Origin of the sequence: Catellatospora coxensis, assembly GCF_016862635.1 — a bacterium.
Lineage (GTDB): Bacteria > Actinomycetota > Actinomycetes > Mycobacteriales > Micromonosporaceae > Catellatospora > Catellatospora coxensis.
In genome coordinates this window covers 150,185-173,438 of the sequence record NZ_BONI01000008.1, presented here as the reverse complement: position 1 = coordinate 173,438, position 23,254 = coordinate 150,185, and the positions used below count along the sequence as shown (strand labels likewise).

25 protein-coding genes and 1 pseudogene are annotated in these 23,254 nt (G+C 72.4%); 3 read left to right on the top strand and 23 right to left on the bottom strand.

The features are described 5' to 3' along the window. Positions 1 to 29: 29 nt before the first annotated feature. From argJ to Cco03nite_RS07220, 4 genes are all read right to left on the bottom strand, one after another. Complete coding sequence (gene argJ / locus Cco03nite_RS07235) at positions 30 to 1,184, bottom strand: bifunctional glutamate N-acetyltransferase/amino-acid acetyltransferase ArgJ (RefSeq protein WP_203690049.1); 1,155 nt, start codon at positions 1,182 to 1,184, stop codon at positions 30 to 32. Then, on the bottom strand, positions 1,181 to 2,194 hold the full coding sequence (gene argC, locus Cco03nite_RS07230; RefSeq protein ID WP_203690047.1) for an N-acetyl-gamma-glutamyl-phosphate reductase: 1,014 nt from the start codon (positions 2,192 to 2,194) through the stop codon (positions 1,181 to 1,183). The genes argJ and argC overlap by 4 nt, the downstream gene beginning before the upstream one ends. An 81-nt stretch (positions 2,195 to 2,275) precedes the next feature. Next, a complete protein-coding gene (locus Cco03nite_RS07225) occupies positions 2,276 to 2,527 on the bottom strand; it encodes a hypothetical protein (protein WP_203690045.1) in 252 nt (83 codons plus the stop codon). After that, a complete protein-coding gene (locus Cco03nite_RS07220) occupies positions 2,524 to 3,204 on the bottom strand; it encodes a TNT domain-containing protein (RefSeq protein ID WP_203690043.1) in 681 nt (226 codons plus the stop codon). The genes Cco03nite_RS07225 and Cco03nite_RS07220 overlap by 4 nt, the downstream gene beginning before the upstream one ends. 107 nt (positions 3,205 to 3,311) lie before the next feature. On the opposite strand from Cco03nite_RS07220, the gene Cco03nite_RS07215 reads away from it, so the two are divergent. After that, positions 3,312 to 3,917, top strand: coding sequence for a winged helix-turn-helix domain-containing protein (locus tag Cco03nite_RS07215; protein ID WP_203690041.1), 606 nt, complete (start codon positions 3,312 to 3,314; stop codon positions 3,915 to 3,917). After that, complete coding sequence (locus Cco03nite_RS07210) at positions 3,914 to 5,176, top strand: MFS transporter (protein WP_203690039.1); 1,263 nt, start codon at positions 3,914 to 3,916, stop codon at positions 5,174 to 5,176. The genes Cco03nite_RS07215 and Cco03nite_RS07210 overlap by 4 nt, the downstream gene beginning before the upstream one ends. 1 nt (position 5,177) lies before the next feature. On the opposite strand, the gene Cco03nite_RS07205 is transcribed toward Cco03nite_RS07210, so the two are convergent. The 12 genes from Cco03nite_RS07205 to Cco03nite_RS07150 all read right to left on the bottom strand — a co-directional run bounded on the left by Cco03nite_RS07205 (position 5,178) and on the right by Cco03nite_RS07150 (position 15,584). Beyond that, positions 5,178 to 5,543 (bottom strand): YciI family protein, encoded by a 366-nt coding sequence (locus Cco03nite_RS07205; RefSeq protein ID WP_203690037.1) that lies wholly within the window; start codon positions 5,541 to 5,543, stop codon positions 5,178 to 5,180. Positions 5,544 to 5,698: 155 nt separating this feature from the next. Next, positions 5,699 to 6,412, bottom strand: a complete 714-nt coding sequence (locus tag Cco03nite_RS07200) for a pyrimidine reductase family protein (RefSeq protein WP_203690035.1) — start codon at positions 6,410 to 6,412, stop codon at positions 5,699 to 5,701. Positions 6,413 to 6,421: 9 nt separating this feature from the next. Beyond that, positions 6,422 to 7,312, bottom strand: coding sequence for a dihydropteroate synthase (folP, locus tag Cco03nite_RS07195; RefSeq protein ID WP_203690033.1), 891 nt, complete (start codon positions 7,310 to 7,312; stop codon positions 6,422 to 6,424). Further along, on the bottom strand, positions 7,312 to 9,792 hold the full coding sequence (pheT, locus tag Cco03nite_RS07190) for a phenylalanine--tRNA ligase subunit beta (protein ID WP_203690031.1): 2,481 nt from the start codon (positions 9,790 to 9,792) through the stop codon (positions 7,312 to 7,314). The genes folP and pheT overlap by 1 nt, the downstream gene beginning before the upstream one ends. Positions 9,793 to 9,794: 2 nt before the next feature. Continuing rightward, a complete protein-coding gene (gene pheS / locus Cco03nite_RS07185) occupies positions 9,795 to 10,886 on the bottom strand; it encodes a phenylalanine--tRNA ligase subunit alpha (protein WP_203690029.1) in 1,092 nt (363 codons plus the stop codon). A gap of 361 nt (positions 10,887 to 11,247) precedes the next feature. Then, the gene (locus Cco03nite_RS07180) at positions 11,248 to 12,081 is read right to left on the bottom strand and encodes a TrmH family RNA methyltransferase (RefSeq protein WP_239167177.1); all 834 of its coding nucleotides are present in this window, start codon (positions 12,079 to 12,081) and stop codon (positions 11,248 to 11,250) included. Positions 12,082 to 12,089: 8 nt separating this feature from the next. Continuing rightward, positions 12,090 to 12,461 carry a 50S ribosomal protein L20 gene (rplT, locus tag Cco03nite_RS07175; protein WP_120320125.1) on the bottom strand — a complete coding sequence of 124 codons (372 nt, stop codon included), beginning with the start codon at positions 12,459 to 12,461 and terminating at the stop codon, positions 12,090 to 12,092. Positions 12,462 to 12,502: 41 nt separating this feature from the next. Continuing rightward, a complete protein-coding gene (rpmI, locus tag Cco03nite_RS07170; RefSeq protein ID WP_120320124.1) occupies positions 12,503 to 12,697 on the bottom strand; it encodes a 50S ribosomal protein L35 in 195 nt (64 codons plus the stop codon). A 71-nt stretch (positions 12,698 to 12,768) separates the two neighbouring features. After that, entirely contained in the window at positions 12,769 to 13,344 is a 576-nt protein-coding gene (gene infC, locus Cco03nite_RS07165) for a translation initiation factor IF-3 (protein ID WP_203690111.1), read from the bottom strand. A gap of 346 nt (positions 13,345 to 13,690) precedes the next feature. Next, positions 13,691 to 14,155, bottom strand: a complete 465-nt coding sequence (locus Cco03nite_RS07160) for a PH domain-containing protein (RefSeq protein ID WP_203690027.1) — start codon at positions 14,153 to 14,155, stop codon at positions 13,691 to 13,693. A gap of 206 nt (positions 14,156 to 14,361) precedes the next feature. Further along, complete coding sequence (gene hisG / locus Cco03nite_RS07155; RefSeq protein WP_203690026.1) at positions 14,362 to 15,207, bottom strand: ATP phosphoribosyltransferase; 846 nt, start codon at positions 15,205 to 15,207, stop codon at positions 14,362 to 14,364. A gap of 113 nt (positions 15,208 to 15,320) precedes the next feature. Continuing rightward, positions 15,321 to 15,584 (bottom strand): phosphoribosyl-ATP diphosphatase, encoded by a 264-nt coding sequence (locus tag Cco03nite_RS07150; protein ID WP_275412010.1) that lies wholly within the window; start codon positions 15,582 to 15,584, stop codon positions 15,321 to 15,323. A 94-nt stretch (positions 15,585 to 15,678) separates the two neighbouring features. Here Cco03nite_RS07150 and Cco03nite_RS07145 point away from each other — a divergent pair, with 94 nt between their 5' ends. Continuing rightward, positions 15,679 to 16,626, top strand: a complete 948-nt coding sequence (locus Cco03nite_RS07145) for an NADP-dependent oxidoreductase (RefSeq protein WP_239167176.1) — start codon at positions 15,679 to 15,681, stop codon at positions 16,624 to 16,626. 37 nt (positions 16,627 to 16,663) lie between these two features. On the opposite strand, the gene Cco03nite_RS07140 is transcribed toward Cco03nite_RS07145, so the two are convergent. The 7 genes and pseudogenes from Cco03nite_RS07140 to rpe all read right to left on the bottom strand — a co-directional run bounded on the left by Cco03nite_RS07140 (position 16,664) and on the right by rpe (position 23,138). Beyond that, positions 16,664 to 17,572: a GerMN domain-containing protein gene (locus Cco03nite_RS07140; RefSeq protein WP_203690022.1), complete on the bottom strand. Its 909-nt coding sequence runs from the start codon at positions 17,570 to 17,572 to the stop codon at positions 16,664 to 16,666. Positions 17,573 to 17,686: 114 nt separating this feature from the next. Further along, positions 17,687 to 18,160, bottom strand: a complete 474-nt coding sequence (ribH, locus tag Cco03nite_RS07135; RefSeq protein ID WP_203690014.1) for a 6,7-dimethyl-8-ribityllumazine synthase — start codon at positions 18,158 to 18,160, stop codon at positions 17,687 to 17,689. Beyond that, positions 18,160 to 19,392 carry a bifunctional 3,4-dihydroxy-2-butanone-4-phosphate synthase/GTP cyclohydrolase II gene (locus tag Cco03nite_RS07130; RefSeq protein ID WP_203690012.1) on the bottom strand — a complete coding sequence of 411 codons (1,233 nt, stop codon included), beginning with the start codon at positions 19,390 to 19,392 and terminating at the stop codon, positions 18,160 to 18,162. Before Cco03nite_RS07130 ends, ribH begins: the two co-directional genes overlap by 1 nt. Positions 19,393 to 19,477: 85 nt before the next feature. Further along, complete coding sequence (locus Cco03nite_RS07125; RefSeq protein ID WP_203690010.1) at positions 19,478 to 20,080, bottom strand: riboflavin synthase; 603 nt, start codon at positions 20,078 to 20,080, stop codon at positions 19,478 to 19,480. 40 nt (positions 20,081 to 20,120) lie between these two features. After that, positions 20,121 to 21,209, bottom strand: a complete 1,089-nt coding sequence (gene ribD / locus Cco03nite_RS07120) for a bifunctional diaminohydroxyphosphoribosylaminopyrimidine deaminase/5-amino-6-(5-phosphoribosylamino)uracil reductase RibD (protein ID WP_203690009.1) — start codon at positions 21,207 to 21,209, stop codon at positions 20,121 to 20,123. A 277-nt stretch (positions 21,210 to 21,486) separates the two neighbouring features. Continuing rightward, a pseudogene (locus Cco03nite_RS07115) lies at positions 21,487 to 22,434 on the bottom strand (GGDEF domain-containing response regulator); the annotation flags it as partial. Further along, on the bottom strand, positions 22,431 to 23,138 hold the full coding sequence (rpe, locus tag Cco03nite_RS07110) for a ribulose-phosphate 3-epimerase (RefSeq protein WP_203690007.1): 708 nt from the start codon (positions 23,136 to 23,138) through the stop codon (positions 22,431 to 22,433). The gene rpe and the pseudogene Cco03nite_RS07115, both read right to left, overlap by 4 nt. Positions 23,139 to 23,254 lie beyond the last annotated feature (116 nt).

Below are 23,254 nucleotides of genomic sequence, written 5' to 3'. Positions count from 1 at the left end.
GGGTCGGCCGGTGAGCTCGCTCCGCTCGCTCATGACGAGTACGCCGAGTTCTCGTGCACGTACGCGTGGGACAGGTCGTTGGTCCAGACGGTGGCGCTGTCGTCGCCGGCGTTGAGGTCCACGGTGATGTGCACGTTCACCCCGGACAGGTCGACCTTGCCGCGGTCCTCGGCGGCGGCGCCCGCCCGGCAGACCCACACGTCGTTGATGGCCACGTCCAGCTCGTCGGCCTCGAACACGGCGTCGGTGCAGCCGACCGCGGCCAGGATCCGGCCCCAGTTCGGGTCCTTGCCGAACAGCGCCGTCTTGACCAGGTTGTTGCGGGCGATCTCGTGCCCGACGACGACCGCGTCCTCCTCCGAGGCGGCGTTGACGACCTCGATGGCGATCTGCTTGGTGTGCCCCTCGGCGTCGGCCAGCAGCTGCTGGGCCAGTCCGTGGCAGGCCTGGGTGACCGCGGCGGTCAGCTCCTCCTGGGTCGGCTCGACACCGGACGCGCCGGAGGCCAGCAGCAGCACCGTGTCGTTGGTCGACATGCAGCCGTCGGAGTCGAGCCGGTCGAAGGTGAGCCGGCACGCCTCACGCAGCGCCTCGTCGAGGGCGTCGGCGCCGGCCACCGCGTCGGTGGTGAGCACGCACAGCATCGTCGCCAGGGACGGGGCCAGCATGCCCGCGCCCTTGGCCATGCCGCCGACGGTCCAGCCGTCGCCGGTGATCTCGACGACCTTGGGCCGGGTGTCGGTGGTCATGATGGCCTCGGCCGCGGCGAAGCCGCCCGCCTTGGCCAGCGCCTTGGCCGCGCCGTCGACGCCGGCCAGCAGCTTGGGCATGGGCAGCCGCTCGCCGATCAGCCCGGTCGAGCAGACCGCGACCTGGCCCGCGCCCATGCCGCCCAGCCGGGAGGCGACGTACTCCGCGGTGGAGTGGGTGTCCTGGAAGCCGCCCGGACCGGTGCAGGCGTTCGCGCCGCCGGAGTTGAGCACCACGACCTTGACCGCGCGGCCCTTGACGACCTGCTGCGACCAGAGCACCGGGGCGGCCTTGACCCGGTTGGCGGTGAACACGCCCGCGGCGGTGGCGTCGGGGCCGTCGTTGACGACCAGCGCCAGGTCCAACGCGCCGGTGCTCTTCAGCCCCGCGGCGACACCCGCGGCCCGGAAACCCTTGGGGGAGGTCACGGTCATGGTGCTACTCCGAAGACGGAAAGGCCGGAGGTCTCCGGCAGCTCGAACATGATGTTGGCGCACTGCACGGCCTGCGCCGCCGCGCCCCTGCCGAGGTTGTCGATCGCGCTGACCACGATGATCCGGCCGCTGTCGACATCCACGGTGGCCTGCAGGTGAGCCGAAGCCGAACCCAGGGTGGCTGCGGTGTGCGGCCAGGCGCCCTCGGGCAGCAGGTGCACCAGGGGCTCGTCGCCGTACGCGTCGGCGAGCACCGCGCGCACCACGCCCGCGGTGATGTCGCAGTTGGTGGGCTTGGCGGTGACCGTGGCCAGGATGCCCCGCGGCATCGGCGCGAGCACCGGAGTGAACGACAGGCCGGTCGCGCCGGTGGCCTGCTTGATCTCGGGAACGTGCTGGTGCGCGCCCACCTTGTACGGGCTGAGGTCCCCCATCACCTCGCTGCCCAGCAGGTGGACCTTGGCCGACTTGCCCGCGCCGGAGGTGCCGGAGGCGGCGACGACGACCACGTCGTCGGGCTCGGCCAGCCCGCTGTGCAGCAGGGGCGCGAGCGCGAGCGTGGTGGCCACGGCGTAGCAGCCGGTCGCGGCGACCCGGGACGAGCCGGCGATCAGCTCGCGCTGGCCGGGCAGCTCGGGCAGCCCGTAGGTCCACGCCCCGGCATGCTCGCCGCCGTAGTAGCGGGTCCACGCGGCGGCGTCGTGCAGCCGGTGATCCGCACCCAGGTCGACGACCTTCGCCGAGGCGGGCAGGGCGGCCGCGACCGCGCCGGACTCGCCGTGCGGCAGGGCCAGGAAGACGAGGTCGGTGTCGGCGAAGACGTCGGGTGTGGTCTCGGTCAGAATGAGGTCGAGCCCGGTGAGGTGCGGGTGCACCACGGCGACGGGCTTGCCGGCCTGGCTGTGCGCCGTGGCCGCGACGAGTTCGAACTCGGGGTGCCCCGCGATGAGGCGCAGCAGCTCCCCGCCCGCGTATCCGCTGGCCCCGGCGACGCCGATCCGGATTCCCATACCTACCTCCGCATAAACATTCGCCATGAGCATACGACCCGGTGCATGTTCATGCAAATGAGGCCCGCGTCACTCATCGCCCTATTCATCGGGGAAGCCGGTCAGCACCTCGTAGAAGCGGGTGCAGGCGGCGGCCTCGGTGTCGAGGATTTCGCGCACGTCGTACACCCCGCGCTCGTAGGATCCGATCTCCCAGCGCTCGCCGGCCGGCCGCAGGAACCAGAAGTCGGTCGGGATCGGCACGTGCTCGTGCACCCCCGGCACCTGGAACGACTCCGGCGGCTGCCCGGTCTCCAGCAGCGCGGTGACGAGCACGTGCCGATCCGGGATCACCCGCGCACCGCCGGCAGCTCCTCGACCAGGTAGCCGTGGTCCAGCAGCCAGGTCACGCTCAGCGACGTCCCGGCATCGGGCAGGTAGCCCGGCATCAGCTTGTACTGCATGCCCATGCCGTGCTGGCCGAACCACGGCGCGGTCATGCCCCCGTCCACGGTGAACGGCTTGGCCACGCAGTACACGTGGTAGTTGGCCTGCGGCGCGCCCTGCGGCGTGGTCAGGTTCTGCGGCGGCAGCGCGCGGTCGGTGTACGGCGTGCGCACCGGGGCCAGGAACGAGCCGCCCGGGAAACCGAAACGGTCGAGCCGGGCGCCCGCGGCCAGCTCCACCGGGTTGCGGTCGACCATGTCGCCGTGGGTCATGAAGCCGTCATCGGGCGGGTAGACCCAGTTCGCGCCGTCCCGGAACCGCGCGACGAAGTCGGCCTCGGTCAGCGTGCCGAAGCGCTGGTAACCGTGCAGCAGCGGGCCCACCACGCCGGAGCGCGGCAGTGGCTTCGGTCCCAGTTCCGGGCGGGCCGGGTCGAAGAACTTCTCGGTCGCGGGCGCGATGGCGGGTGTGCCGGGACGGCACTCGCCGCGGCCGTAGCCGAGCGCGGCGGACGCGTCGGCAGCCGGGGCGAGCGGGACGAGCAGCGCCGCGGCGAGCGTGGCGACCAGGAGACGGATTTTCACAAAACCCCCGTTAGTGAACCAATAGGCGTGATCACTAACGGGCGGGAGGGCGGTGGGGTTGCTCTCCAGACTCCCCAAGAAACGTTTGGTGGTCTAGACTCCCCAACATGTCTTTGGGAGATGAGCAGGAGACCGGGCGCACGGTCACCGGCGACCTGCGCGCCCTGGCCCACCCCATCCGGCTGCGCATCCTGTCGCTGCTCACCGGAGCGGAGATGACCGCCGCCGAGATCGCCCGCGAGCTGGGCATCACCCACGCCAACGCCAGCTACCACCTGCGGCTGCTGCTCAACGCGCATTCGATCGAGGTCGCCGGGGAGGAGAAGATCCGCGGCGGGCAGGCCAAGCGCTACCGGTACGACGTCGGCAAGGCGTTCACCCCGCGCGGCGACCAGGCACACCCGCAGCCCGACGACGTCCAGATCGTGTACGCCGCCCTCGCCGCCGAACTCCAGCGCCGCGCCCGCTCCATCGTCACCGGCCCCGCCGCCGTCGGCACCCTCACCGACGCCGAACTGTGGGTCGACCTCGACGAGTGGAAGGGCATCCGCGACCGGATCGCCCAGGCCAGCGAGCACATGCACCGCATCGCCCAGCGCCCGCACACCCCGGGCACCGTGCCCGTCAGCGCCACCATCGCCCTGTTCCGCCTGCAGGACGACGCCGCCCGCGCCACGAGCGCATCCCCCACCCCCGCCGAGGAGCAGGCATGACCACCTTCCGCGACTCGTTCGCGCCGCTGCGCCACGCCCCGTTCCGCCATCTGGTCACCGGCCGCGTGGTCAGCCTGCTCGGCAACGCCGCCGCGCCGATCGCGCTGGCCTTCGCCGTGCTCGACCTGACCCGCTCCCCCATCGCCCTGGGGCTGATCGTCGGGGCGCGGTCCCTGGCCAACGTGCTGTTCGTGCTGTTCGGCGGCGTGCTCGCCGACCGGCTCCCCCGGCACCTGGTCATGGTCGGCTCCAGCGCGCTGGCCGCCCTCACCCAGGCCGCGGTCGCCGCGCTGGTGCTCACCGGCACCGCGACCGTCCCGCTGCTGATCGGGCTGAGCGCCGTCAACGGCATGGTCAGCGCCATCGCCATGCCCGCGACCGCCGCGCTCGTGCCGCAGACCGTGCCCGCCGACCTGCTCACCCCCGCCAACGCCCTCAACCGCCTCGGCGGCAACACCGCCATGATCGCGGGAGCGTCGCTGGGCGGGGTGCTCGTCGCCGTCGTCGGCCCCGGCTGGGGATTGGCCGCCGACGCCGCCACCTTCGCGCTGAGCGCGATCGCGTTCGCGCTGGTCCGCGTGCCCGACGTTCGCGACCGCGCCACACCGCGCGAGAGCACCCTGCGCGAGCTGCGCGTGGGCTGGACCGAGTTCGTCTCGCGCAGCTGGGTCTGGTCGGTGGTGCTGGCGTTCATGTTCATCAACGCGGCGCACAGCGGCGGCATGAGCGTGCTCGGTCCCACCGTCGCCGACACCACCATCGGCCGGTCCGGCTGGGGCACCGTGCTGGCCGCGAGCACCGCCGGCATGGTCGCCGGGGCGGTGCTGGCGCTGCGGGTGCGGTTGCGCCGGCCGCTGCTGGTCGGCTGCGTCAGCACGCTCGCCTTCGCGCTGCCCACCCTGGCCCTGGCCGAGCTGCCGACGCTGCCCGTGCTGGTGGCCTGCGGGTTCATCGCCGGGTTCGCCGTCGAGCAGTTCGCCATCGCCTGGGACTCGGCGCTGCAGCGGCACGTGCCCGCGGACCGGCTCGCCCGGGTCTACTCGTACGACATGCTCGGCTCGTTCCTGGCCATGCCGGTCGGGCAGGTCGCCGCGGGTCCGCTGGCCGAGTGGATCGGCACCCGCAACGCCCTGCTCTGCTCGGCGGGGGTGATGGTGCTCGGGGTGGTCGGCATGCTCACCAACCGCGGCGTACGCCACCTGCGCGCCGACACCCCCGTCACCCCGACCGCCCGGGTCCCCGAGCCCGCCGCCGCCTGACCTAGCCGGCCCGGCGCAGCAGCGCGTCCAGCTCGGGATCGGGCAGGAGCTCGCGGACCTCCTGCGCGCAGCGGCAGGCGGCGGCGATCTTGGCAGCCCACTCCAGCGCCTCCTCGCGGGTGGCCACGTCGACGACCACGAACCCGCCGATGACCTCCTTGGTCTCCGGGTAGGGGCCGTCGGTGACCATCCCGTCCGTGGCCACGACGCTCGCCTGCTGGCGTTCGAGTCCGGCGCCGAACACGAACACGCCCGCGTTCACCGCGTCCTGGCACACCGCGTGCGCCGCCTTGCCCACCTCGGGCAGGTCACCGGCGGAGATGTGGTCCATCGCGCCGTCGTTGAACGAGATCAAGTACCGCGTCATGCCGTCACTCCCTGGTCCGGGCGGCCTGGGCCGGCCGCCTCCTGCCTGCGCTACGAACGGCCCGCCCCGGATCGGACACGGTGCCGGAGGAAATTTCGCCGGCGTCTTCGCCACCCGGACCCGGCGATGCCGGACACCAGGCGCGGGTTCACGCGTCAGCGGGCGCGGACGTGGCGAAGGAAGAGGTGGGTGCCGTCGGTCAGGACGTGGGCGGGGCGCAGCCGGTGCGGAGCCGACGGCGGGCCGGCGACGATGCGGACCGAGCCGGGTCCGGCCAGTGTCGGGCTGACCGTGAGGCACAGCTCGTCGACGAGGTCGGCGGCCACCAGGCTGCCGAGCAGGTGCGGGCCGCCCTCGCAGAGGACCTGGGACAGGCCGCGGGCCGCCAGTTCGGCGACCAGCACACCCGGGTCGACCGAGGAGTCCCCGCAGTCGACGACCTCGGCGGCGTCGGGGTAGGCGTGCGGCGCGGAGGCGTACGTGAGCACGATCGGCCGCGCGGGCGGGTCCGCGAAGAACTTGTCCGGGATGTCACCGCCGCGGGTCACCACGGCGAAGCGCGGGTGCGGGGTGAGCCCCTGGGCGACCCGCCACGCCTGAGCGGGCTCGTCGAGCAGGGTCGCGCCGTAACCCTCGACCCGGATCGTGCCCGCGCCGACCACGACCGCGTCGGCCTGCATCCGCAGCCGCTTCATCAGGTCCTGGTCGGCGGGGCTGCCCAGTGAACCGGAGCGGCCCGCCAGGGTGGCCGCCCCGTCCAACGAGGTGATCATGTTGACCCGCAGCAGCGGCCCGTCCGTGCGCGGATAGGCGGCGAGCAGCTCGGACTCGGACAGCTCGGCGGCGGGTTCGGGCGACAGCCTGCGCATACGCGGACCTCACATGTTGTGCACGGTGTAGGCCGGCTGCCGCCAGCCCAGGATCGCCTCGGTCATGCGTACCGCGTCCACGGACTCGCGCACGTTGTGCATGCGCACGATCCGGGCCCCGAGCATGATCGAGGCCACCGCGGCGGCGAGGCTGCCGGACAGCCGCTCCCCCTGCGGGCGGTCCAGCGTCTCGCCGACGAAGTCCTTGTTGGAGACCGCGGCCAGCATCGGGTATCCGACCGCGGCGATCTCCGGCAGCCGCCGGGTCAGTTCGAGCGTGTGGAACGTGTTCTTGTTCAGGTCGTGGCCCGGATCGATGACGATCTGGTCGGGGCGCACCCCGCGCTCCAGCGCGACGGCCACCCGCGAGCGCAGGAACTCCGCGATCTCCCCCGCCACGTCGGCGTACTGCGGCCGCGGGAAGTGGGTGCGCGGCCTGGCCCGGCTGTGCGTGACGATCAGCTGGGTGTGCGCGCGCTGCGCCACCAGGTCGGCCAGGGTCGGGTCGTGCAGGCCGGTGGTGTCGTTGACGACGTGCGCGCCCGCGTCCAGGCAGGCCTGCGCGACGTCGGCGCGGAACGTGTCCACGCTGATCACCAGGTGCGGGTGCCGCTCGGCGGTGGCCCGCACCACCGGCAGCACCCGCTCCAGCTCCACGTCGGCGTGGACCTCGCCGCCCTCGGGGGAGAACTTCACCCCGCCGATGTCGACCCAGTCCGCCCCCGCGGCGGCCGCGGCATCCACTGCCGCGACCGCCGCGTCGAGCGCGTACGTGGCCCCCTTGTCGTAGAACGAGTCCGGGGTCCGGTTCACCACCGCCATCACCGCGACCTGGCGGTCGAAGTCGAACTCGCGTCCGGCGATGACCCGCTTCGCAGCGGCGATGTCGGGGACGAACATCAGGCGCCGCGCAGGACCGCGCCGAAGCGCTGCGCCGTGACGGCCACCGCCGCGTCCCGGGCCGCGACCGCCTCCTCGACGGTCAGGGTCCGGTCCGGCGCGCGGAACGTCAGCTTGTACGCCAGCGAGCGCTGACCCGCGCCGAGCTGCTCGGACGTGTACACGTCGAACAGCCGCACCGACTCCAGCAGCGCACCCGCGCCCTCGGCCAGCGCCGCCTCCACCTGCGCCGCCGGCACCTCCGAGGGCAGCACCAGGGCCACGTCGATCAGCGCCGGCGGGTACGTCGAGAACACCGGCGGCGGGGTCGGCTTGGGCAGCGGCACCGCGTCCAGGTTCAGCTCCATCGCGCAGGTGCGCTTGGGCAGCTCCAGCGCGGCGCACACGGCCGGGTGCAGCTCGCCCGCGTACCCGACGACGACGCCGTCGACGGAGATCGCGGCGCACCGGCCCGGGTGCCACGGCGACCGCTGCGCCGCGGCGACACCGACCGACGCGTCCGGCACAGCCGAGGCCGCCAGCACGTCCCGGGCCGCCTGCACGGCGTCCGACCAGGACGCCGCGCGGCCGGGACCCCACCAGCCGGAGCGCTCGAACTCGCCGGCCAGCACGACCGCCACGTGCCACGGCTGCACCGGCACGGAGGCGTTCGCCTTCTCCCACAGCGCCGGGTCGGGCCGGCCCGCCACGCCCAGCACCGGCGGCACGCCGGCGGACAGGTCGGGCAGGAAGACCAGGCCCTGCTCGAACAGCGCCACGTCCCGCTGCCCGCGGCCGACGTTGCGCTTGAGCGCGGTCAGCAGCGGCGGCAGCAGGCTGGTCCGCATCAGCGGTTCCTCGTCGGACAGCGGGTTGGCCAGCCGCACCGCGTCCGTCGGCAGGCCGAGGGTGGCCAGCGCGGTCGCGGACACGAACGGGTACGACAGCACCTCGACGTAACCCTGCTCGGCCAGCGAGCGCCCGACCGAGCGCTTGCGGCGCTGCGCCGGGGTGAGGCCGTTGCCGGGCGGGGCGATCGGCAGCACGCTGGGCACGTTCTCGAAGCCGTCCAGGCGGACGACCTCCTCGACCAGGTCAGCGGGCTGGCGCAGGTCGGGCCGCCAGGACGGGGTGATCACGTCGACGCGGTCGTCGTACACCGCGGTGTCGCAGCCCACCTCGGTGAGCAGGTCACCGACGCGGTCGACGGGGTAGTCCACGCCGATCAGCCGGCTGGGCTCGGTCGCCGCCATCGAGATCATGACCGGGTCGCCGGGGTGGTTCAGGTCGAGGATCTCCTCGCCCGCCGTGCCGCCGCCGTGCTCGACCAGCAGCTGCACCGCGCGCTCGATGGCGACCAGGCACAGCTGCCGGTCGACGCCGCGCTCCCAGCGCTTGGCGGCCTCGCTGAACAGCCTGTGCCGCCGCGCCGTGCGCCCGACCATCGTCGGGTCCCAGTGCGCCGCTTCGAACAGCACGTTCACCGTGCCGTCGACGACCTCGGACGTCTGGCCGCCCATCACGGCGGCCAGCGAGACCGGGCCGGTGTCATCGCAGATCACCATGTCCTCGGCGGACAGCACACGGGCCTGGCCGTCGAGAGTGGTGAGCTTCTCGCCCTCGGTCGCCCGGCGCACCACGAGGCCGCCGGTGATCCGGTCGGCGTCGAAGGCGTGCATCGGCTGGCCGAGTTCGAGCATCACGTAGTTGGTGATGTCGATCGCCAGGCCGAGGGTGCGGACACCCGCGGTGAGCAGGCGCTTGGCCATCCAGTCCGGGGTCGGCGCGGACGGGTCGATCCCGCGCACCAGCCGGGCGGCGAACCGGTCGCAGCCCTGGGTGTCCTGGATGGTCACCGGCCAGGCCGGGGCCGCGGTGCCGCCGGGGGCGGGCGCGAGACCGGGGTCGGTGAACCGGGCCTGGAAGGCGTGGCCCAGCTCGCGGGCCAGGCCGCGCACCGACATCTGGTAGCCGCGGTCGGGCGTGACCGTGACGTGCACCTCGATGTCGTCGAGGCCGACCACCGGGCGCGCGTCGTCGCCCGGCTGCGCGGTCACCGACTCGGGCAGCACGATGATGCCGTCGTGGTCGCCGGACAGGCCCAGCTCCGCCGCGGAGCAGATCATGCCGTGCGAGTTGCGGCCGTACGTCTTGCGCGCGCCGATGGCGAAGCCGCCGGGCAGCACGCCGCCGGGCAGGATCACCACGACCCGGTCGCCCTCGGCGAAGTTGCGGGCCCCGCAGACGATCTCCTGCGGCGCGCCGGAGCCGTTGGCCTGGCCCACGTCCACGGTGCAGAAGCGGATCGGCTTCTTGAACTCGGTCAGCTCCTCGATGGTCAGCACCTTGCCGACCACCAGCGAACCCTGCACCGAGTGGCGCTGGTCCGCGATCTCCTCGACCTCGATGCCGAGGTTGTTCAGCGCGAGGTCGAGATCGGCCTCGGTGAGGTCCGCGGGCAGCTCGACATGCTCACGCAGCCATGACAGTCCGACCTTCATGGTCAGTGCACCTCCATGCCGAACGCGCGGGTGAACCGCACATCGCCTTCGATCATTTCCCGCATGTCGCTCAGGCCGTTGCGGAACATCAGGGTCCGCTCGATGCCCATGCCGAACGCGAACCCGGAGTACACCTCCGGGTCGATGCCGCAGGCCCGCAGCACGTTCGGGTTCACCATGCCGCAGCCGCCCCACTCGACCCAGCGCGGGCCGTCGCGGTGCTCGGCGAACCACACGTCGAACTCCGCCGACGGCTCGGTGAACGGGAAGTAGTGCGGCCGCCAGCGGGTGCGCGCGTCCGGGCCGAACATCGCGCGGGCGAAGTGGTCCAGCGTGCCCTTCAGGTGCGCCATGGTGATGCCCTTGTCCACGACCAGGCCCTCGACCTGGTGGAAGACCGGCGAGTGGGTCGCGTCGAGCTCGTCGGTGCGGTACACCTTGCCCGGCACCACCACGTAGATCGGGGGCTGCCGGGTGAGCATGGTCCGGGCCTGCACCGGCGAGGTGTGCGTACGCAGCACCAGGCCGGACTCGGTCGCGCCGGTCGCCGACTCGGCGGCCTTCACCCAGAAGGTGTCCATCAGGCCGCGGGCCGGGTGGTCGGGCGAGATGTTCAGGGCGTCGAAGTTCGCCCACTCCAGCTCGACCTCGGGCCCCTCGGCGATCTCGTAGCCCATGCCGATGAACAGGTCGCCGACCCGCTCCATCAGCGTGGTCAGCGGGTGGCGGGCACCGCGGGGGCGGCGGTCCCAGGGCAGCGTGACGTCGACGGCCTCGGTCTCCAGCACCCGCTGGGCCTGCTCGGCCTCCAGGATCACGTGGCGCGCGTCGTATGCGGCCTGGATCGCGGTGCGGGCCTCGTTGACGCGCTTGCCCGCGTCGGACTTCGCGGCGGGCGGCAGCGCGCCGATCTCGCGGCGGGCCAGCGACACGGCCGAGCGGTCGCCCAGGTGCGCGGCCTTCTGCACGGCCAGCGCGTCGAGGTCACCGGCGTCCGCGAACGCCTTGTCCGCCGCGGTGACGGCGTCGTCGAGGGCGGCCGGATCGAGCATCGCGGCCTGCTTGGGGTCGTACGGATCGTGACGGTATGTCATCAGAACTCCAGATCGGCAACCGGAACAGTCTAGGCGTAGGGCCAGGACGGGCACGCGCGGCTTCGCCGCCGCCCACCGGTGCGACCTGAGAGGAAGAGCTGAGCGCAGTCAGTTCCGCCGCCCGCCACCGGCGGGCTGGCTAAAGGAACGGCGCTTCATCGTCGGCTCCCTCTCGGACATCGTCTCGCCCCGGAGCATACCCCGCGGCGCGCTCCCTCCGCGCTCCCGTTCCCCGCCGCCCGCTTTTGATCGACGTTGGCCTATCACATCGAATCCGGCACGCGAAAAGTCGCCGTGATAGGCCAACGTCGATGACGGGCGGGGCCGGCCGGCCGGGTGGGGGGTGGCGGGGTCGGGCCGGCTATGCGGGGCGGGGCTCGGTGAGGCGGCGTTGGGCGCGGGCGGAGGCGTAGAGGCAGACCGCGGCTGCCGCCGCGAGGTTGAGGCTCTCGGCGCGGCCGTGGATGGGGACGCGGACCGCGGCGTCGGCGGCGTCGCGCAGCTCGTCGGGCAGGCCGTGCGCCTCGGAGCCGAACAGCCACGCGGTCGGCTGCGCGAGGGAGCCGTCGTCGGCGAGGTCGTCGAGGTCGGTCGCGCCGTAGCCGGAGGTGGCCAGGGTGCGCAGGCCCGCTTCGCGCAGGGCGGCCAGGGTCGCGGCGGCGTCGGGGGCGCGTACCACGTCGAGGTGGAACAGGCTGCCGGCGGAGGCGCGTACACACTTGGGGTTGAAGGGGTCCACGGCGTCGCCGGCGAAGATCACGGCGGTGGCGCCCGCGGCGTCGGCGGTGCGCAGCACCGTGCCGGCGTTGCCGGGGTCGCGGATCTCGACGGCCACCGCGACCAGCCGCGGCGCGCGGGCCAAAGCCGCTTCGAGGGGCACGTCGAGCAGGTCGCAGACGGCGATGACGCCCTGCGGGGTGACCGTGTCGGCCAGCGACTGCATGGCCTCGTCGGTCACCACGGAGAAGGTCGCGCCGCGCAGCAGCGTGCGGTGGCGGGCGCGGCCGTCCTCGGTCACGAAGATCTCGCGCACCGCGCCGGCTTCGAGGGCCTCCCGCACCGCCTGCGGGCCCTCGGCCAGGAAGCGGCCGGCCTTCTCGCGGTCGCGGCGGCGGTGCAGCTTGACAGCGGCAACGACCCGGGGAGTCCGCTGCGTGAACAGCGGGTCCCCGGGTCGCTGGAAGTGCTGCGTCACCGACGGGCTCAGGCGGCCTGAGCCTCGGCGACGGCCTTCTTGGCCACCGCGACGATGCCGGCGAACGCGGCCTCGTCGTTGACGGCCAGGTCGGCCAGGATCTTGCGGTCCACCTCGACACCCGCGAGCTTGAGGCCCTGGATGAGGCGGTTGTACGTCATGCCGTTGGCACGAGCGCCCGCGTTGATGCGGGTGATCCACAGCTGCCGGAAGTCGCCCTTGCGGTCCTTGCGGTCGCGGTAGGCGTACTGCATCGAGTGGAGGATCTGCTCCTTCGCCTTGCGGTACAGGCGGGAGCGCTGGCCGCGGTAACCGCTGGCGGCCTCGAGCAGGGTACGGCGCTTCTTCTGGGCGTTGACCGCCCGCTTGACGCGTGCCATATCAGCTTCTCCTTTAAAAGTTCTTGGCTAAAAGGCGCGCGTCAGCGGCCGAGCATCTTCTTGATGCGCTTCTCGTCGGCCTTGGCCACCGGGACCGTGCCGCTCAGGCTCCGGGTCTCCTTGGAGGACTTGACCTCCAGGCGGTGGCGCAGACCGGTCTGCTCGCGCATGATCTTGCCAGAGCCGGTCACCTTGACCCGCTTGGCCATGCCACTGTGCTTCTTCATCTTCGGCATAGGAAGTTCTCCCCTGTTGCAGAATCTCGCCGCACAGCGGGGGCTGTGCGGCAGGTGCCCATCGAGCGTCGTCAGGCCTGCGCCGAGGGCTCGGCGACAGCCTCCTCGGCCTCCGCCGGGCCGCCCTCGTCGCCCTTGCGGGCGGCGATCTTGGCACTGCGGTGCGGCGCGAGCACCATGATCATGTTTCGCCCGTCCTGCTTCGCCGACGACTCGACGAAACCGACCTCCGCGACCTCTTCCTCCAGCTTGCGCAGGAGGCGGAAGCCCAGCTCCGGGCGGCTCTGCTCGCGACCGCGGAACATGATCGTCACCTTGACTTTGTCCCCGGCCTTCAGGAACCGCACGACGTGACCCTTCTTGGTCTCGTAGTCGTGCGAGTCGATCTTCGGCCGGAGCTTCATCTCCTTGATGACCGTCTGCTGCTGGTTACGCCGGGCTTCCCTGGCCTTGAGCGCGCTCTCGTACTTGAACTTGCCGAAGTCCATGAGCTTGCAGACCGGCGGGCGTGCCATGGGCGCAACCTCGACCAGATCCAGATCGACATCGGCGGCCAGCTGCAGGGCGCGCTCCAGCGGGACGATGCCCACCTGCTCGCCCTCGGGGCCGACCAGTCGGACCTCACGTGCCCTGATCTGATCGTTGATGCGTGGCTCGACGCTGATGTGGCCTCCCTCAATCGTGTTCCGCACCGCCGGATTCGCGGCGATGCGCTTGGCGTCTGACCGAAAGCAGAAGGCCCAGGCGACAGCCTGGGCCCGCTCGACCGGTCTGGGTGCACGCCAAGTGCACGACCTGAGATCAGGACAGGAAACGTCCTTCATCAGGTGACCGGACCCGAATCGCTCGGTGGCGAACGGGTGGGAGCAGGCGCTCCGCTTGCCTCCGGAGTGCCGGATCACGCGCTGGGCATGATCACAGACAACCGGAAAGGTCGACTCGCAAAGATTACCACAACCCGGGATTGCGCCCCCGGGACGGGCAGGGTATGGCTCAGCTCACGGCCGGCGCGGGCTCCTCGGCGCGGGCGGCGGCCCGCAGCGCGCGCAGCGACTGCACCGCCTGCAGGGCGTACGCCCGGTCCACCGCCTGCACGGCGAGCACCGAGACGGTGTCGTCGTTCTCCAGCTCCAGGCTCATCCAGGGCTGGTTGCGCTCGATGTTGACCGCCCGCACGGCGCCCCACGGCAGCTCGTACCCGCCGATGATGTTGCGGACCCGCACGCCGTCGGCGTCCGCGTCGACCCGCGGCCGGGCCACGGCCATGATGGCCAGCGCGAAGACCACACCGAGGCCGATCATGGCGTACTGGTCGCCCGTGCGGAACACGCCCTCGCCGACCTCGGTCAGCGCGGTGCCGATGAAGGTGAAGAGCACCAGCACCGCGACCGCGGCGACGATGCAGACCTTCCGGGTGCGCTGGGGCCGGAAACTGACACGCTGTCCCTCGCTGCTCACCCCGCCGAGTCTGCCACGCGCTCATCCGACGGCTCCCACCGCCACGGTTTGCCATCGACGTTGGCCTATCTCATCGATTTCTCCGCGATCGGAGTCGATGTGATAGGCCAACGTCGATGCCGCAGGGCAGCCGTCCACCCGGTTGGGACGTGGTGGGTCAGGTGGCCCGGGCGTGGGGGTGCGCCCCGCGGCCCGGTCACCGCCGGTCAGAGGCGGCAGGCGTGGATGTCGGTGACCAGGATGGCGCGGGCGCCCAGGTCGTACAGCTCGTCCATGATCCGGTGCACCTCGGTGCGCTGGACCATCGCCTGCACGGCGACCCAGCCCTCGCGGTGCAGCGGCGACACCGTCGGCGACTCGATGCCCGGGGTCAGCGCCACCGCGCCCTCCAGCCGGTCGGCGCGCACGTCGTAGGCGAGCATCACGTACCGCCGGGCCACCAGCACGCCCTGCAGCCGGCGCAGCAGCTGGCTGACCGCGCCGTTGCGCTCCCCCTCGGGCCGGCCGACCAGCACGGCCTCCGACACCAGGATCGGCTCGCCGACCGGGACGAGGCCGGCCTGGCGCAGCGTGCCGCCGGTGGCGACGACGTCGGCGATCACGTCGGCCACGCCGAGGCGCACCGCGTTCTCCACCGCCCCGTCGAGCTTGACGACGTCGGCCTTGATCTCGTGCTCGGCGAGGTACCGCTCGACCACCCCCGGGTAGGCGGTGGCGACCCGCCGCCCGGCCAGGTCGGGCACGTCCCGCACCGTCTCCGGCGGCGCGGCGAACCGGAACGTGGCCGGCGCGAACCCCAGCGGCAGCAGCTCGCTCACCGGCGCCCCGGAGTCGACCAGCAGATCCTGCCCGGTGATCCCCAGATCGAGGTCGCCGGAGCCGACGTACACCGCGATGTCCCGCGGCCGCAGGTAGAAGAACTCCACTCCGTTGTCGGCGTCCACGCACACCAGGTCGCGGTCGTCGCCCCGCTGGCGGTATCCCGCCTCGCGCAGCATGTCGGAGGCAGGTTTGGACAGAGTGCCCTTGTTGGGCACGGCAATGCGAAGCATCTCTCTCGACTCGTCTCTGTGATCAAAGCTAGTTGATCATGAAGTTGTGGCGGCGACACACCGTCGAGCCGTGCCACAAGTTCATGATCAACCCGGAAAAGACACGGGCGGGATCACAGATGTCGGTAGACGTCCTTGAGGGTGAGGTTGGCGGCGAGCATCAGGACCTGGGTCTGGTAGAGAAGCTGGGAGATCTCTTCGGCGGCCCGCTCGGAACCCTCATGCTCGGCGGCCATCCAGGACTCCGCCGCTTCCTCGACCACCTTCTTGCCGACCGCGTGCACCCCGGCGGTGACCGCCTTGACGGTGCCGGAGGCCGGGTCACCCGCGGCCACCTTGGCCTGCAGCTCCTCGAACAGCTCCTCGAACGTCTTCACGCCGGTCATTCTGCCCGATCCCGGCCCCGGCGCCCGCAGCGCCCGGCCCGCGCGGCACATGCTGGGACGGCCGCCGAACGAGGATCATGGAGGGATGACCGAACGCATGCTCGCCGTACGCCAGGACAGCCTGGGCGGGCCGGAGGTGCTCCGGCTGGCCGAGGTGGACCGCCCCTCCCCCGGCCCGACGGAGGTCCTGGTGCGGGTGCGGGCCGCCGGGGTGAACCCGGTGGACTGGAAGGTGCGCCGCCGCGGCGGCGTCTTCGGCGACCCGCCGTTCACGGTCGGCTGGGACGTCTCCGGCGAGGTCGTGGAGCTCGGGGCCGGGGTGACCCGGTTCGCGGTGGGCGACGAGGTGTTCGGCATGCCGCGTTTCCCGCACGCCGCGAGCGCCTACGCGCAGTACGTCACGTCCCCGTCGCGGCAGCTGGCCCGCAAGCCGCCCGGCCTGGACCACGTGCACGCCGCGGCGCTGCCGCTGGCCGGGCTCACCGCCTGGCAGGCCCTGATCGACACGGCCCGGGTGGCCGCGGGCCAGCGGGTGCTGGTGCACGCCGCCGCGGGCGGGGTCGGCCACCTGGCCGTGCAGCTGGCCAAGTCCCGGGGCGCGCACGTCTTCGGCACCGCCCGCGCCGACAAGCACGACCTGCTGCGCGAGCTGGGCGTCGACGAGCCGATCGACTACACCGCGGTCGACTTCGAGCAGGTCGCCACCGACGTCGACGCGGTGCTGGACACCGTCGGCGGCGAGTACGAGGACCGCTCGCTGCGCACCCTGCGCCCCGGCGGGATCCTGGTCGGCATCCTGAACGCGGGCAGCGCCGCGGAGACGGCGCGCAAGGCGCAGGCCCTGGGCGTACGCGGCACCGGCATGCTCGTCGAGCCCGACCACGCCACGCTGGAGCAGATCGCGGCACTGGTCGAGGCGGGCCGGCTGCGCCCACTCGTGGTGGCGACGTTCCCGCTCGCCGAGGCCGCCAAGGCGCACGAGCTGGGCGAGACCGGCCACACCATCGGCAAGATCGTGCTGACCGTGGACTGAACGGACCGCGCCGCGCGGGCGGCGCGGTCCCTGCGGATCACTTCACGGTGACCGTGTGGTTGTCGACGAACATCTTCGCGCCGTCGTTCTCGGAGATGTCGAAGACCTCGATGACGTACGTGCCGGTGGGCAGGGAGACGCGCAGCTTCGCCTCGCCCTGGGCCGGGCCGCCCGCGTCGAGGGTGATGAAGCCCTCGCGCACCACGGTGCTGCCCCGGCGGATCTCGTAGTTCATGGTGGCCTCGAAGACCATGCCCGCGACGTGCAGGGTGAAGTCCTTGGGCACGGTCGCGCCCTCCTGCGGGTCGATCAGCCACACCGGCAGCAGCGTCGTCGCGGCCGGGGCCCGGCGCAGCGGGTCCTTGGTGCCCACGTGGCCCCACAGCTCGTCGACGGGTTTGCCGTCGAGGTGGATGCGCACCTTCGGCTTGCCGCTGACCGCGGTGACGGTCCAGACGAGCTGCTGCACCGCCTGGTGGGCGGCGAACGAGCCGGCGTCGCCGTTGACGCGCGCCCCGGACAGGTCGACGGTGACCGTGTCGCCGCTGACGCTCGCCCCGCGCACCTTCGCACTGGCCGGCCACATGCTGGAGTAGTCCGGGTCGTACGCGGTGCGGCCGTCGAGCATCTCGGCGACCGCGGCCTTCACCTTCGCCGCGGCCGAGCCGTCGCCGGTGGCCAGGCGGTGGAACTCGCGGACCAGCTTCGGCTCACCCCGGTCGTTGGCCAGGTAGTACACGGCCAGCGCGCCGCTGGTGTCCGCGGGCGGGGCCGGTTCCTCGGTGGAGGTCGGCGCGCTGGGCGAGGGTGCGGTGGTGCCCGGCGCGGCCGAGGCCGACGGCGCCGCTGACCCCGTGGGGTCCGGTGAGGGTGTGGTGGGGGTGCACGCCGCGGTCAGCGCGACGAGCGCCACCGACGACAGCACGCGGAACCTCAGCGCAGACATACCTCAGGTGTACGACTCCCCCGCCACCTTCACCACCCACCGTTAAGGCGAAAGCAAGGAAGGGCACCTTCTACACGGACGTCCGTTAAGAAGGTGCCCTTCCTTGCTTTGGGGTCAGCGGGTGAGGTGGCGGAGGGTGACGGCGGCGTCGAGGGCGGCGACGACCGCGCCCCAGCCCTTGTCCTCGCTGGACTCGGGCAGGCCGGCGCGGTCGCGGGCCTGCTCCACCGTGTCCACCGTCAGCACGCCGTGGGCGACGGGGGTGGACTCGTCGAGGGCGATGCGGGTCAGGCCCTCGGTGACCGAGGAGCTGACGTACTCGAAGTGGGCGGTCTCGCCGCGGATCACCACGCCGAGGGCCACCACCGCGTCGTGCCGGCGGGCCAGGGCCTGCGCGACCACGGGCAGCTCGACCGAGCCCGCGACGTGCGCGACCTGCACGTCGGCCACGCCGCACGCCTTGGCCGCGGCCTGCGCCCGGTCGAGCATCTGCTCCACCAGGTCGGCGTGCCAGCGGGTGGCCACGATGCCGAGGCTGAGCCCGGTCGCGTCCACGGTCGAGAGTTCGGGGGCGCCGTGACCGGCCATCAGCTCAGCCCTTCCAGGTCGTCCAGCTCGGACAGGTCAAGCTCGTGGCCCATCCGGTCGCGCTTGGTACGCAGGTAGCGCAGGTTCTCCGGGTGCGGCCGGATCGGCAGCGACTCGCGGCCGGTCACCTTCAGCCCGTACCCGTCCAGCCCGGCGCGCTTGGCCGGGTTGTTGGTGAGCAGGCGCATCGTGCGCACGCCCAGGTCGTAGAGGATCTGCGCGCCGGTGCCGTAGTCGCGGGCGTCGGCGGGCAGGCCCAGGTCCAGGTTCGCGTCGACGGTGTCCCGGCCGGCGTCCTGCAGCTGGTAGGCCTGCAGCTTGTGCAGCAGGCCGATGCCGCGCCCCTCGTGCCCGCGCACGTAGAGCACCACGCCGCGGCCCTCCTCGGCCACCTTGCGCAGCGCCGCCTGCAGCTGCGGGCCGCAGTCGCAGCGCACCGAGCCGAACACGTCGCCGGTCAGGCACTCCGAGTGCACCCGGACCAGCACGTCCTGGCCGTCGCCGAGCTCGCCGTACACCAGCGCCACGTGCTCGGCGTTGTCGTGCGTGGCGTGGTAGCCGACGGCGGTGAAGTCGCCGTACTCGGTGGGCAGGCGGGCCTCCACGACCCGGCTGACCAGCTGCTCGGTGCGGCGGCGGTAGGCGATCAGGTCGGCGATGCTGACCAGCACCAGCTCGTGCTCGGCCGCGAAGCGCTGCAGGTCGGGCAGGCGCATCATGGTGCCGTCGTCGTTGACCATCTCGCACATCGCGGCGGCCGGGTGCAGGCCGGCGAGCTGGGCGAGGTCGACGCCGGACTCGGTGTGCCCGGGGCGGCGCAGCACGCCGCCGGTCTTGGCGCGCAGCGGCACCACGTGGCCGGGCCGGGCCAGGTCGGTGGGCTTGGTGGCGGCCTCGCCGAGCAGGCGCAGGGTGCGGGCGCGGTCGGCGGCGGAGATGCCGGTCGACACGCCCTCGCGGGCGTCGACGGTCACGCAGTACGCGGTGCCGCGGCGGTCCTGGTTGGTGTAGTACATCGGCGGCAGTTCGAGGCGGTCGGCCTCCTCCTCGGTGATCGCCACGCAGATGTAGCCCGAGGTGTAGCGCACGGTGAACGCGACCAGCTCCGGCGTCGCCAGCTCGGCGGCGAAGATCAGGTCGCCCTCGTTCTCGCGGTCCTCGTCGTCGACCACGATGACCGGCTTACCGGCCTTGATCGCCGCAATGGCGTCTTCGATGGTGTTGAGGCTCATGCCGCCACCTCGCTGCGCTCGCCGGCGACCTGAGCCTTGACCAGGCTGAGCTGCCCGATTCGTTCGCTTCGCTCACTCATGATGTTCACTTCGCTCCCCGCTGCGCTGCGACCAGCTTCTCGACGTACTTGGCGATGACATCGACTTCCAGGTTCACCAGCGCGCCGGGCTGCTTGCGGCCGAGCGTGGTGAGCTCCAGCGTGGTCGGGATCAGGCTCACCGTGAAGGACTCGTCGTCGACCGCGACCACGGTCAGCGAGATCCCGTCAACGGTGATCGACCCCTTCTCCACGATGTACCGCGACATGCCCTCCGGGAGCAGGATCCGGACATCTTCCCAGCCGCCGCCGGGGTTCTTCGAGGCGATCGTGCCCACGCCGTCCACGTGGCCCTGCACGATGTGCCCGCCCAGGCGGGTCGCCGCGGTGACCGCGCGCTCCAGGTTCACCCGCTCGCCGGGGGCGATGGAACCGAGCGAGCTGCGGTCGAACGTCTCCTTCATGACCTCGGTCTCGAAGGTGTCGCCCGAGGTGGAGATGACGGTCAGGCATACGCCGTTGACCGCGATCGAGTCCCCGTGCTTGGCGTCGGACACGACCAGCGGGCCGCGTACGGTGACCGTGGCCCCGTCGCCCTCCCAGGCCAGGCTCACCACCTCGCCGAGCTCTTCCACGATGCCGGTGAACACTCGTTCCTCCTCGCGTGCCGGCGACTGGCGTCCGGCCGTGTCACAAAGTGCCGCTGTCCGCGCTCACGCGCGGGCGGGCGGTCAGGCGCAGATCGGGCCCGACACGGTCAACATCTAGCACCTCGAGGTCGATGGCGTCCGTGATGGTTGTCACCCCCGCGCCGACGAGCGCGGCCGGGCCGTCGCCGAGCAACTTCGGCGCGACGTACGAAACGATCAGGTCGACGAGCCCCGCGGCCAGGAACGCGCCGGCCAGCCGGGGGCCGCCTTCGAGCAGCACGCTGCGGATGCCGCGGTGGTGCAATTCACTGAGCACCGCGCGCAGGTCCACCCGGCCCTCGGCGTCGCCGCCGAGCAGCGCGGTGGTGGCGATCAGCGTCGGCGCGGCGCCGTCGCGCACCCGGGCGCCGGCGGGCGTACGCCCGTGCGAGTCGATCACCACGCGCAGCGGCTGCCGGATGGCCAGGCTGCCGGTACGCAGGTCACGGGTGGTCAGGCGAGGGTCGTCGGCGAGCACCGTGCCGACCCCGACCATGATCGCGTCGACGGTGCCGCGCAGCCGGTGCACGTCCATGCGGGCCGCCTCGGAGGTGATCCACATGCTGGTGCCGTCGGCGGCCGCGGAGCGCCCGTCGAGCGTGGCGGCGGTCTTCCAGATCACGTACGGCCGCCCCCGGCGCACCGAGGTCAGCCAGGCGATGTTGCCCTCCTCGGCCTCGGCGGTGCGCACCCCGGTCAGCACCTCGACGCCGGCGTCGCGCAGGGTCTGCTCGCCACCCGCGGCCAGGGGGTTGGGGTCGTCCACAGCGATCACGACGCGGGACACGCCCGCGCGGATCAGCGCCTGCACGCACGGGCCGGTGCGGCCGGTGTGGTTGCACGGCTCCAGGGTCACCACGGCGGTGCCGCCGCGCGCCTTCTCGCCCGCCTGGGCCAGGGCCACGATCTCGGCGTGCGGTCCGCCCGCGTACGCGTGGAAGCCCTCGCCGACGACGTGGCCGGCGGAGTCCAGCAGCACGCAGCCGACGACCGGGTTCGGGCTGGTGGTGCCCAGTCCGCGCGCCGCCAGCTCGATCGCCCGCGCCATGGCCTTGTCCTCGGCCGGGCTCACCGTGGGTAGCTGCCCCATCCGCTCGTACCTCCCTGCAGATGTCGTGCTCGCCTGCAGCCGTGACCGACCTGGGCCCCCCGCCTCGCTGCGGACGGCGCCGAACGGCTGCTCCAGCAGGCGACGTGTGCCTGACCGGCACGCCAGTGTGTCACGCGTGCGGGCCGGTTTCGGCGGCGGTGTCGCTCTCTGTGACGCGCTGCTGGGGCAGCGCGGGCGACGGGTCCGCCGGGGGCCGCCGCCGGGGCAGGGGCCCGGCCGGGTCCTGCGGGTCCGACGGCTCCGCCGGGCGCTCGGAGCGCTGGTCAAGAGCCACCCAGTTGCCGTAGTGCTTCTTGGCCGCGGCCTTCATCTCCGAGGCGACGGCGACCACCTCGCCCGGGTGGCGGAACACCCGGCTGGTCGACACGGCCACCCCGATCGACAGTGTGACGAGATTGACCTCGAAGACCTTGCCGCGCCGGTCGACCACCTCCAGGTAGCCGCGCGCCGAGTCGACGGGGTCGTAAAGGGCGTCGGCGGCCCGCTGGAAGTCGTAGATGGCGTAGCTGGTGATCTCCTGCACCTGGGAGGGGTGGCAGACCACCACGAAGTCGTCGCCGCCGACGTGGCCCAGGAACGCCGGGGGCAGGCCCACCGACACCGTGGCCCGCCGCATCGACCGGGCCAGCGCGCTGATGAACTGGTCACCGCGGCCGAAGCCGTACACGTCGTTGACGCTCTTGAACCGGTCGATGTCGACGTAGCAGACCGCGTAGTCGTCGCCCGCCTTCAGCCGGTCGGCGATCTCCCGCAGGATGCGGGTGTTGCCGGCCAGCCCGGTCAGCGGCGAGACCTCCCGCGCCTCCTGGTTGCGGCGCAGCGTGGCGCGCACCCGGGCGATCAGCTCCGAGGTGTCGAACGGCTTGACGATGTAGTCGTCCGCGCCCGCGGCCAGGCCCGCCACCTTGTCGGAGGTCAGCGCCTTGGCGGTGAGCACGATGATGGGCAGCGCGGTGACCATCGGGTCGGCGCGCAGCCGCCGGGTCAGCTCCAGCCCGTCCATCTCCGGCATCATCAGGTCGACCAGGGCCAGGTCGGGACGGCGGTCTTCGAGCAGGGCAAGCGCCTCCGGGCCGCTGTGCGCGGTCATCACGTCGAACCCGTGCAGGCGCAGGTTGACCTCGACCACGCGCACGATGTCGGGGTCGTCGTCGACGACCAGGATCACCTCGGCCTGGCCGGCTGCCTGCGGCTCGGTGGTCAAACTGTCGTGCCCCCACTGTCCGATGTGGTCTGACGGGCGACGGCCGCCTGCGCCAGAGCACGCAGTTTACGACAGGCTTCGGCAGGATCGTCGGCTCCGTACACCGCGGTTCCGGCGACGAACGCGTCCGCGCCCGCCAGCGCCGCCGCCTCGATGGTGTCCGCGGCGATGCCGCCGTCGACCTCGATGCGGATGTCCAGGTGGCCGGCCTTGGCGTGACGTCGCGCGGCCCGCACCTTGTCCAGCAGCTCGGGCATGAAAGCCTGGCCGCCGAAGCCCGCCTTGATGGTCATCACCAGGATCGTGTCGAAGTGCGGCAGCAGTTCCAGGTACGGCTCGATCGGGGTGTCCCGGTCCACCGCCAGCCCGGCCAGGGTGCCGGCCGCGCGCAGATCCTTGGCCAGCGCCACCGGGTCGTCGCAGGCCTCCGCGTGGAACGTCACGTTGTACGCCCCGAGCTGCGCGTACGCCGGCGCCCAGCGCTTCGGGTCCTCGATCATCAGATGGCAGTCGAAGGGGATGCCGGTGGCCCGGCGCAGGCTCTCCACCACGGGCGGGCCGATGGTCAGGTTCGGCACGAAATGGTTGTCCATCACGTCGACGTGCAACCAGTCCGCCGCGCCCTCGACCGCTCGCGCCTCCGCGGCGAGATTCGCGAAGTCCGCGGCGAGGATGCTGGGGGCGATGATGATGTCGGGCGTCACACGATCAGCTTACGGAGCGTGAAGCGGGATTCGCTCGCCGCGTCCCCCTCCCGCCGTCACACGACGGGAGGGGCTTCTCAGGCGTTCGGCCGTTGCGGCGGCGGGGCGCTGCGGCC

What these genes read in the sequence shown, in the direction of transcription:
- argJ (WP_203690049.1), bottom strand. Translation starts at nt 1,184, where the DNA reads ATGACCGTGACCTCCCCCAAGGGTTTCCGGGCCGCGGGTGTCGCCGCG.
- argC (WP_203690047.1), bottom strand. Translation starts at nt 2,194, where the DNA reads ATGGGAATCCGGATCGGCGTCGCCGGGGCCAGCGGATACGCGGGCGGG.
- Cco03nite_RS07215 (WP_203690041.1), top strand. Translation starts at nt 3,312, where the DNA reads ATGTCTTTGGGAGATGAGCAGGAGACCGGGCGCACGGTCACCGGCGAC.
- Cco03nite_RS07210 (WP_203690039.1), top strand. Translation starts at nt 3,914, where the DNA reads ATGACCACCTTCCGCGACTCGTTCGCGCCGCTGCGCCACGCCCCGTTC.
- Cco03nite_RS07205 (WP_203690037.1), bottom strand. Translation starts at nt 5,543, where the DNA reads ATGACGCGGTACTTGATCTCGTTCAACGACGGCGCGATGGACCACATC.
- Cco03nite_RS07200 (WP_203690035.1), bottom strand. Translation starts at nt 6,412, where the DNA reads ATGCGCAGGCTGTCGCCCGAACCCGCCGCCGAGCTGTCCGAGTCCGAG.
- folP (WP_203690033.1), bottom strand. Translation starts at nt 7,312, where the DNA reads ATGTTCGTCCCCGACATCGCCGCTGCGAAGCGGGTCATCGCCGGACGC.
- pheT (WP_203690031.1), bottom strand. Translation starts at nt 9,792, where the DNA reads ATGAAGGTCGGACTGTCATGGCTGCGTGAGCATGTCGAGCTGCCCGCG.
- pheS (WP_203690029.1), bottom strand. Translation starts at nt 10,886, where the DNA reads ATGACATACCGTCACGATCCGTACGACCCCAAGCAGGCCGCGATGCTC.
- rplT (WP_120320125.1), bottom strand. Translation starts at nt 12,461, where the DNA reads ATGGCACGCGTCAAGCGGGCGGTCAACGCCCAGAAGAAGCGCCGTACC.
- rpmI (WP_120320124.1), bottom strand. Translation starts at nt 12,697, where the DNA reads ATGCCGAAGATGAAGAAGCACAGTGGCATGGCCAAGCGGGTCAAGGTG.
- hisG (WP_203690026.1), bottom strand. Translation starts at nt 15,207, where the DNA reads ATGCTTCGCATTGCCGTGCCCAACAAGGGCACTCTGTCCAAACCTGCC.
- Cco03nite_RS07145 (WP_239167176.1), top strand. Translation starts at nt 15,679, where the DNA reads ATGACCGAACGCATGCTCGCCGTACGCCAGGACAGCCTGGGCGGGCCG.
- Cco03nite_RS07140 (WP_203690022.1), bottom strand. Translation starts at nt 17,572, where the DNA reads ATGTCTGCGCTGAGGTTCCGCGTGCTGTCGTCGGTGGCGCTCGTCGCG.
- ribH (WP_203690014.1), bottom strand. Translation starts at nt 18,160, where the DNA reads ATGGCCGGTCACGGCGCCCCCGAACTCTCGACCGTGGACGCGACCGGG.
- Cco03nite_RS07130 (WP_203690012.1), bottom strand. Translation starts at nt 19,392, where the DNA reads ATGAGCCTCAACACCATCGAAGACGCCATTGCGGCGATCAAGGCCGGT.
- ribD (WP_203690009.1), bottom strand. Translation starts at nt 21,209, where the DNA reads ATGGGGCAGCTACCCACGGTGAGCCCGGCCGAGGACAAGGCCATGGCG.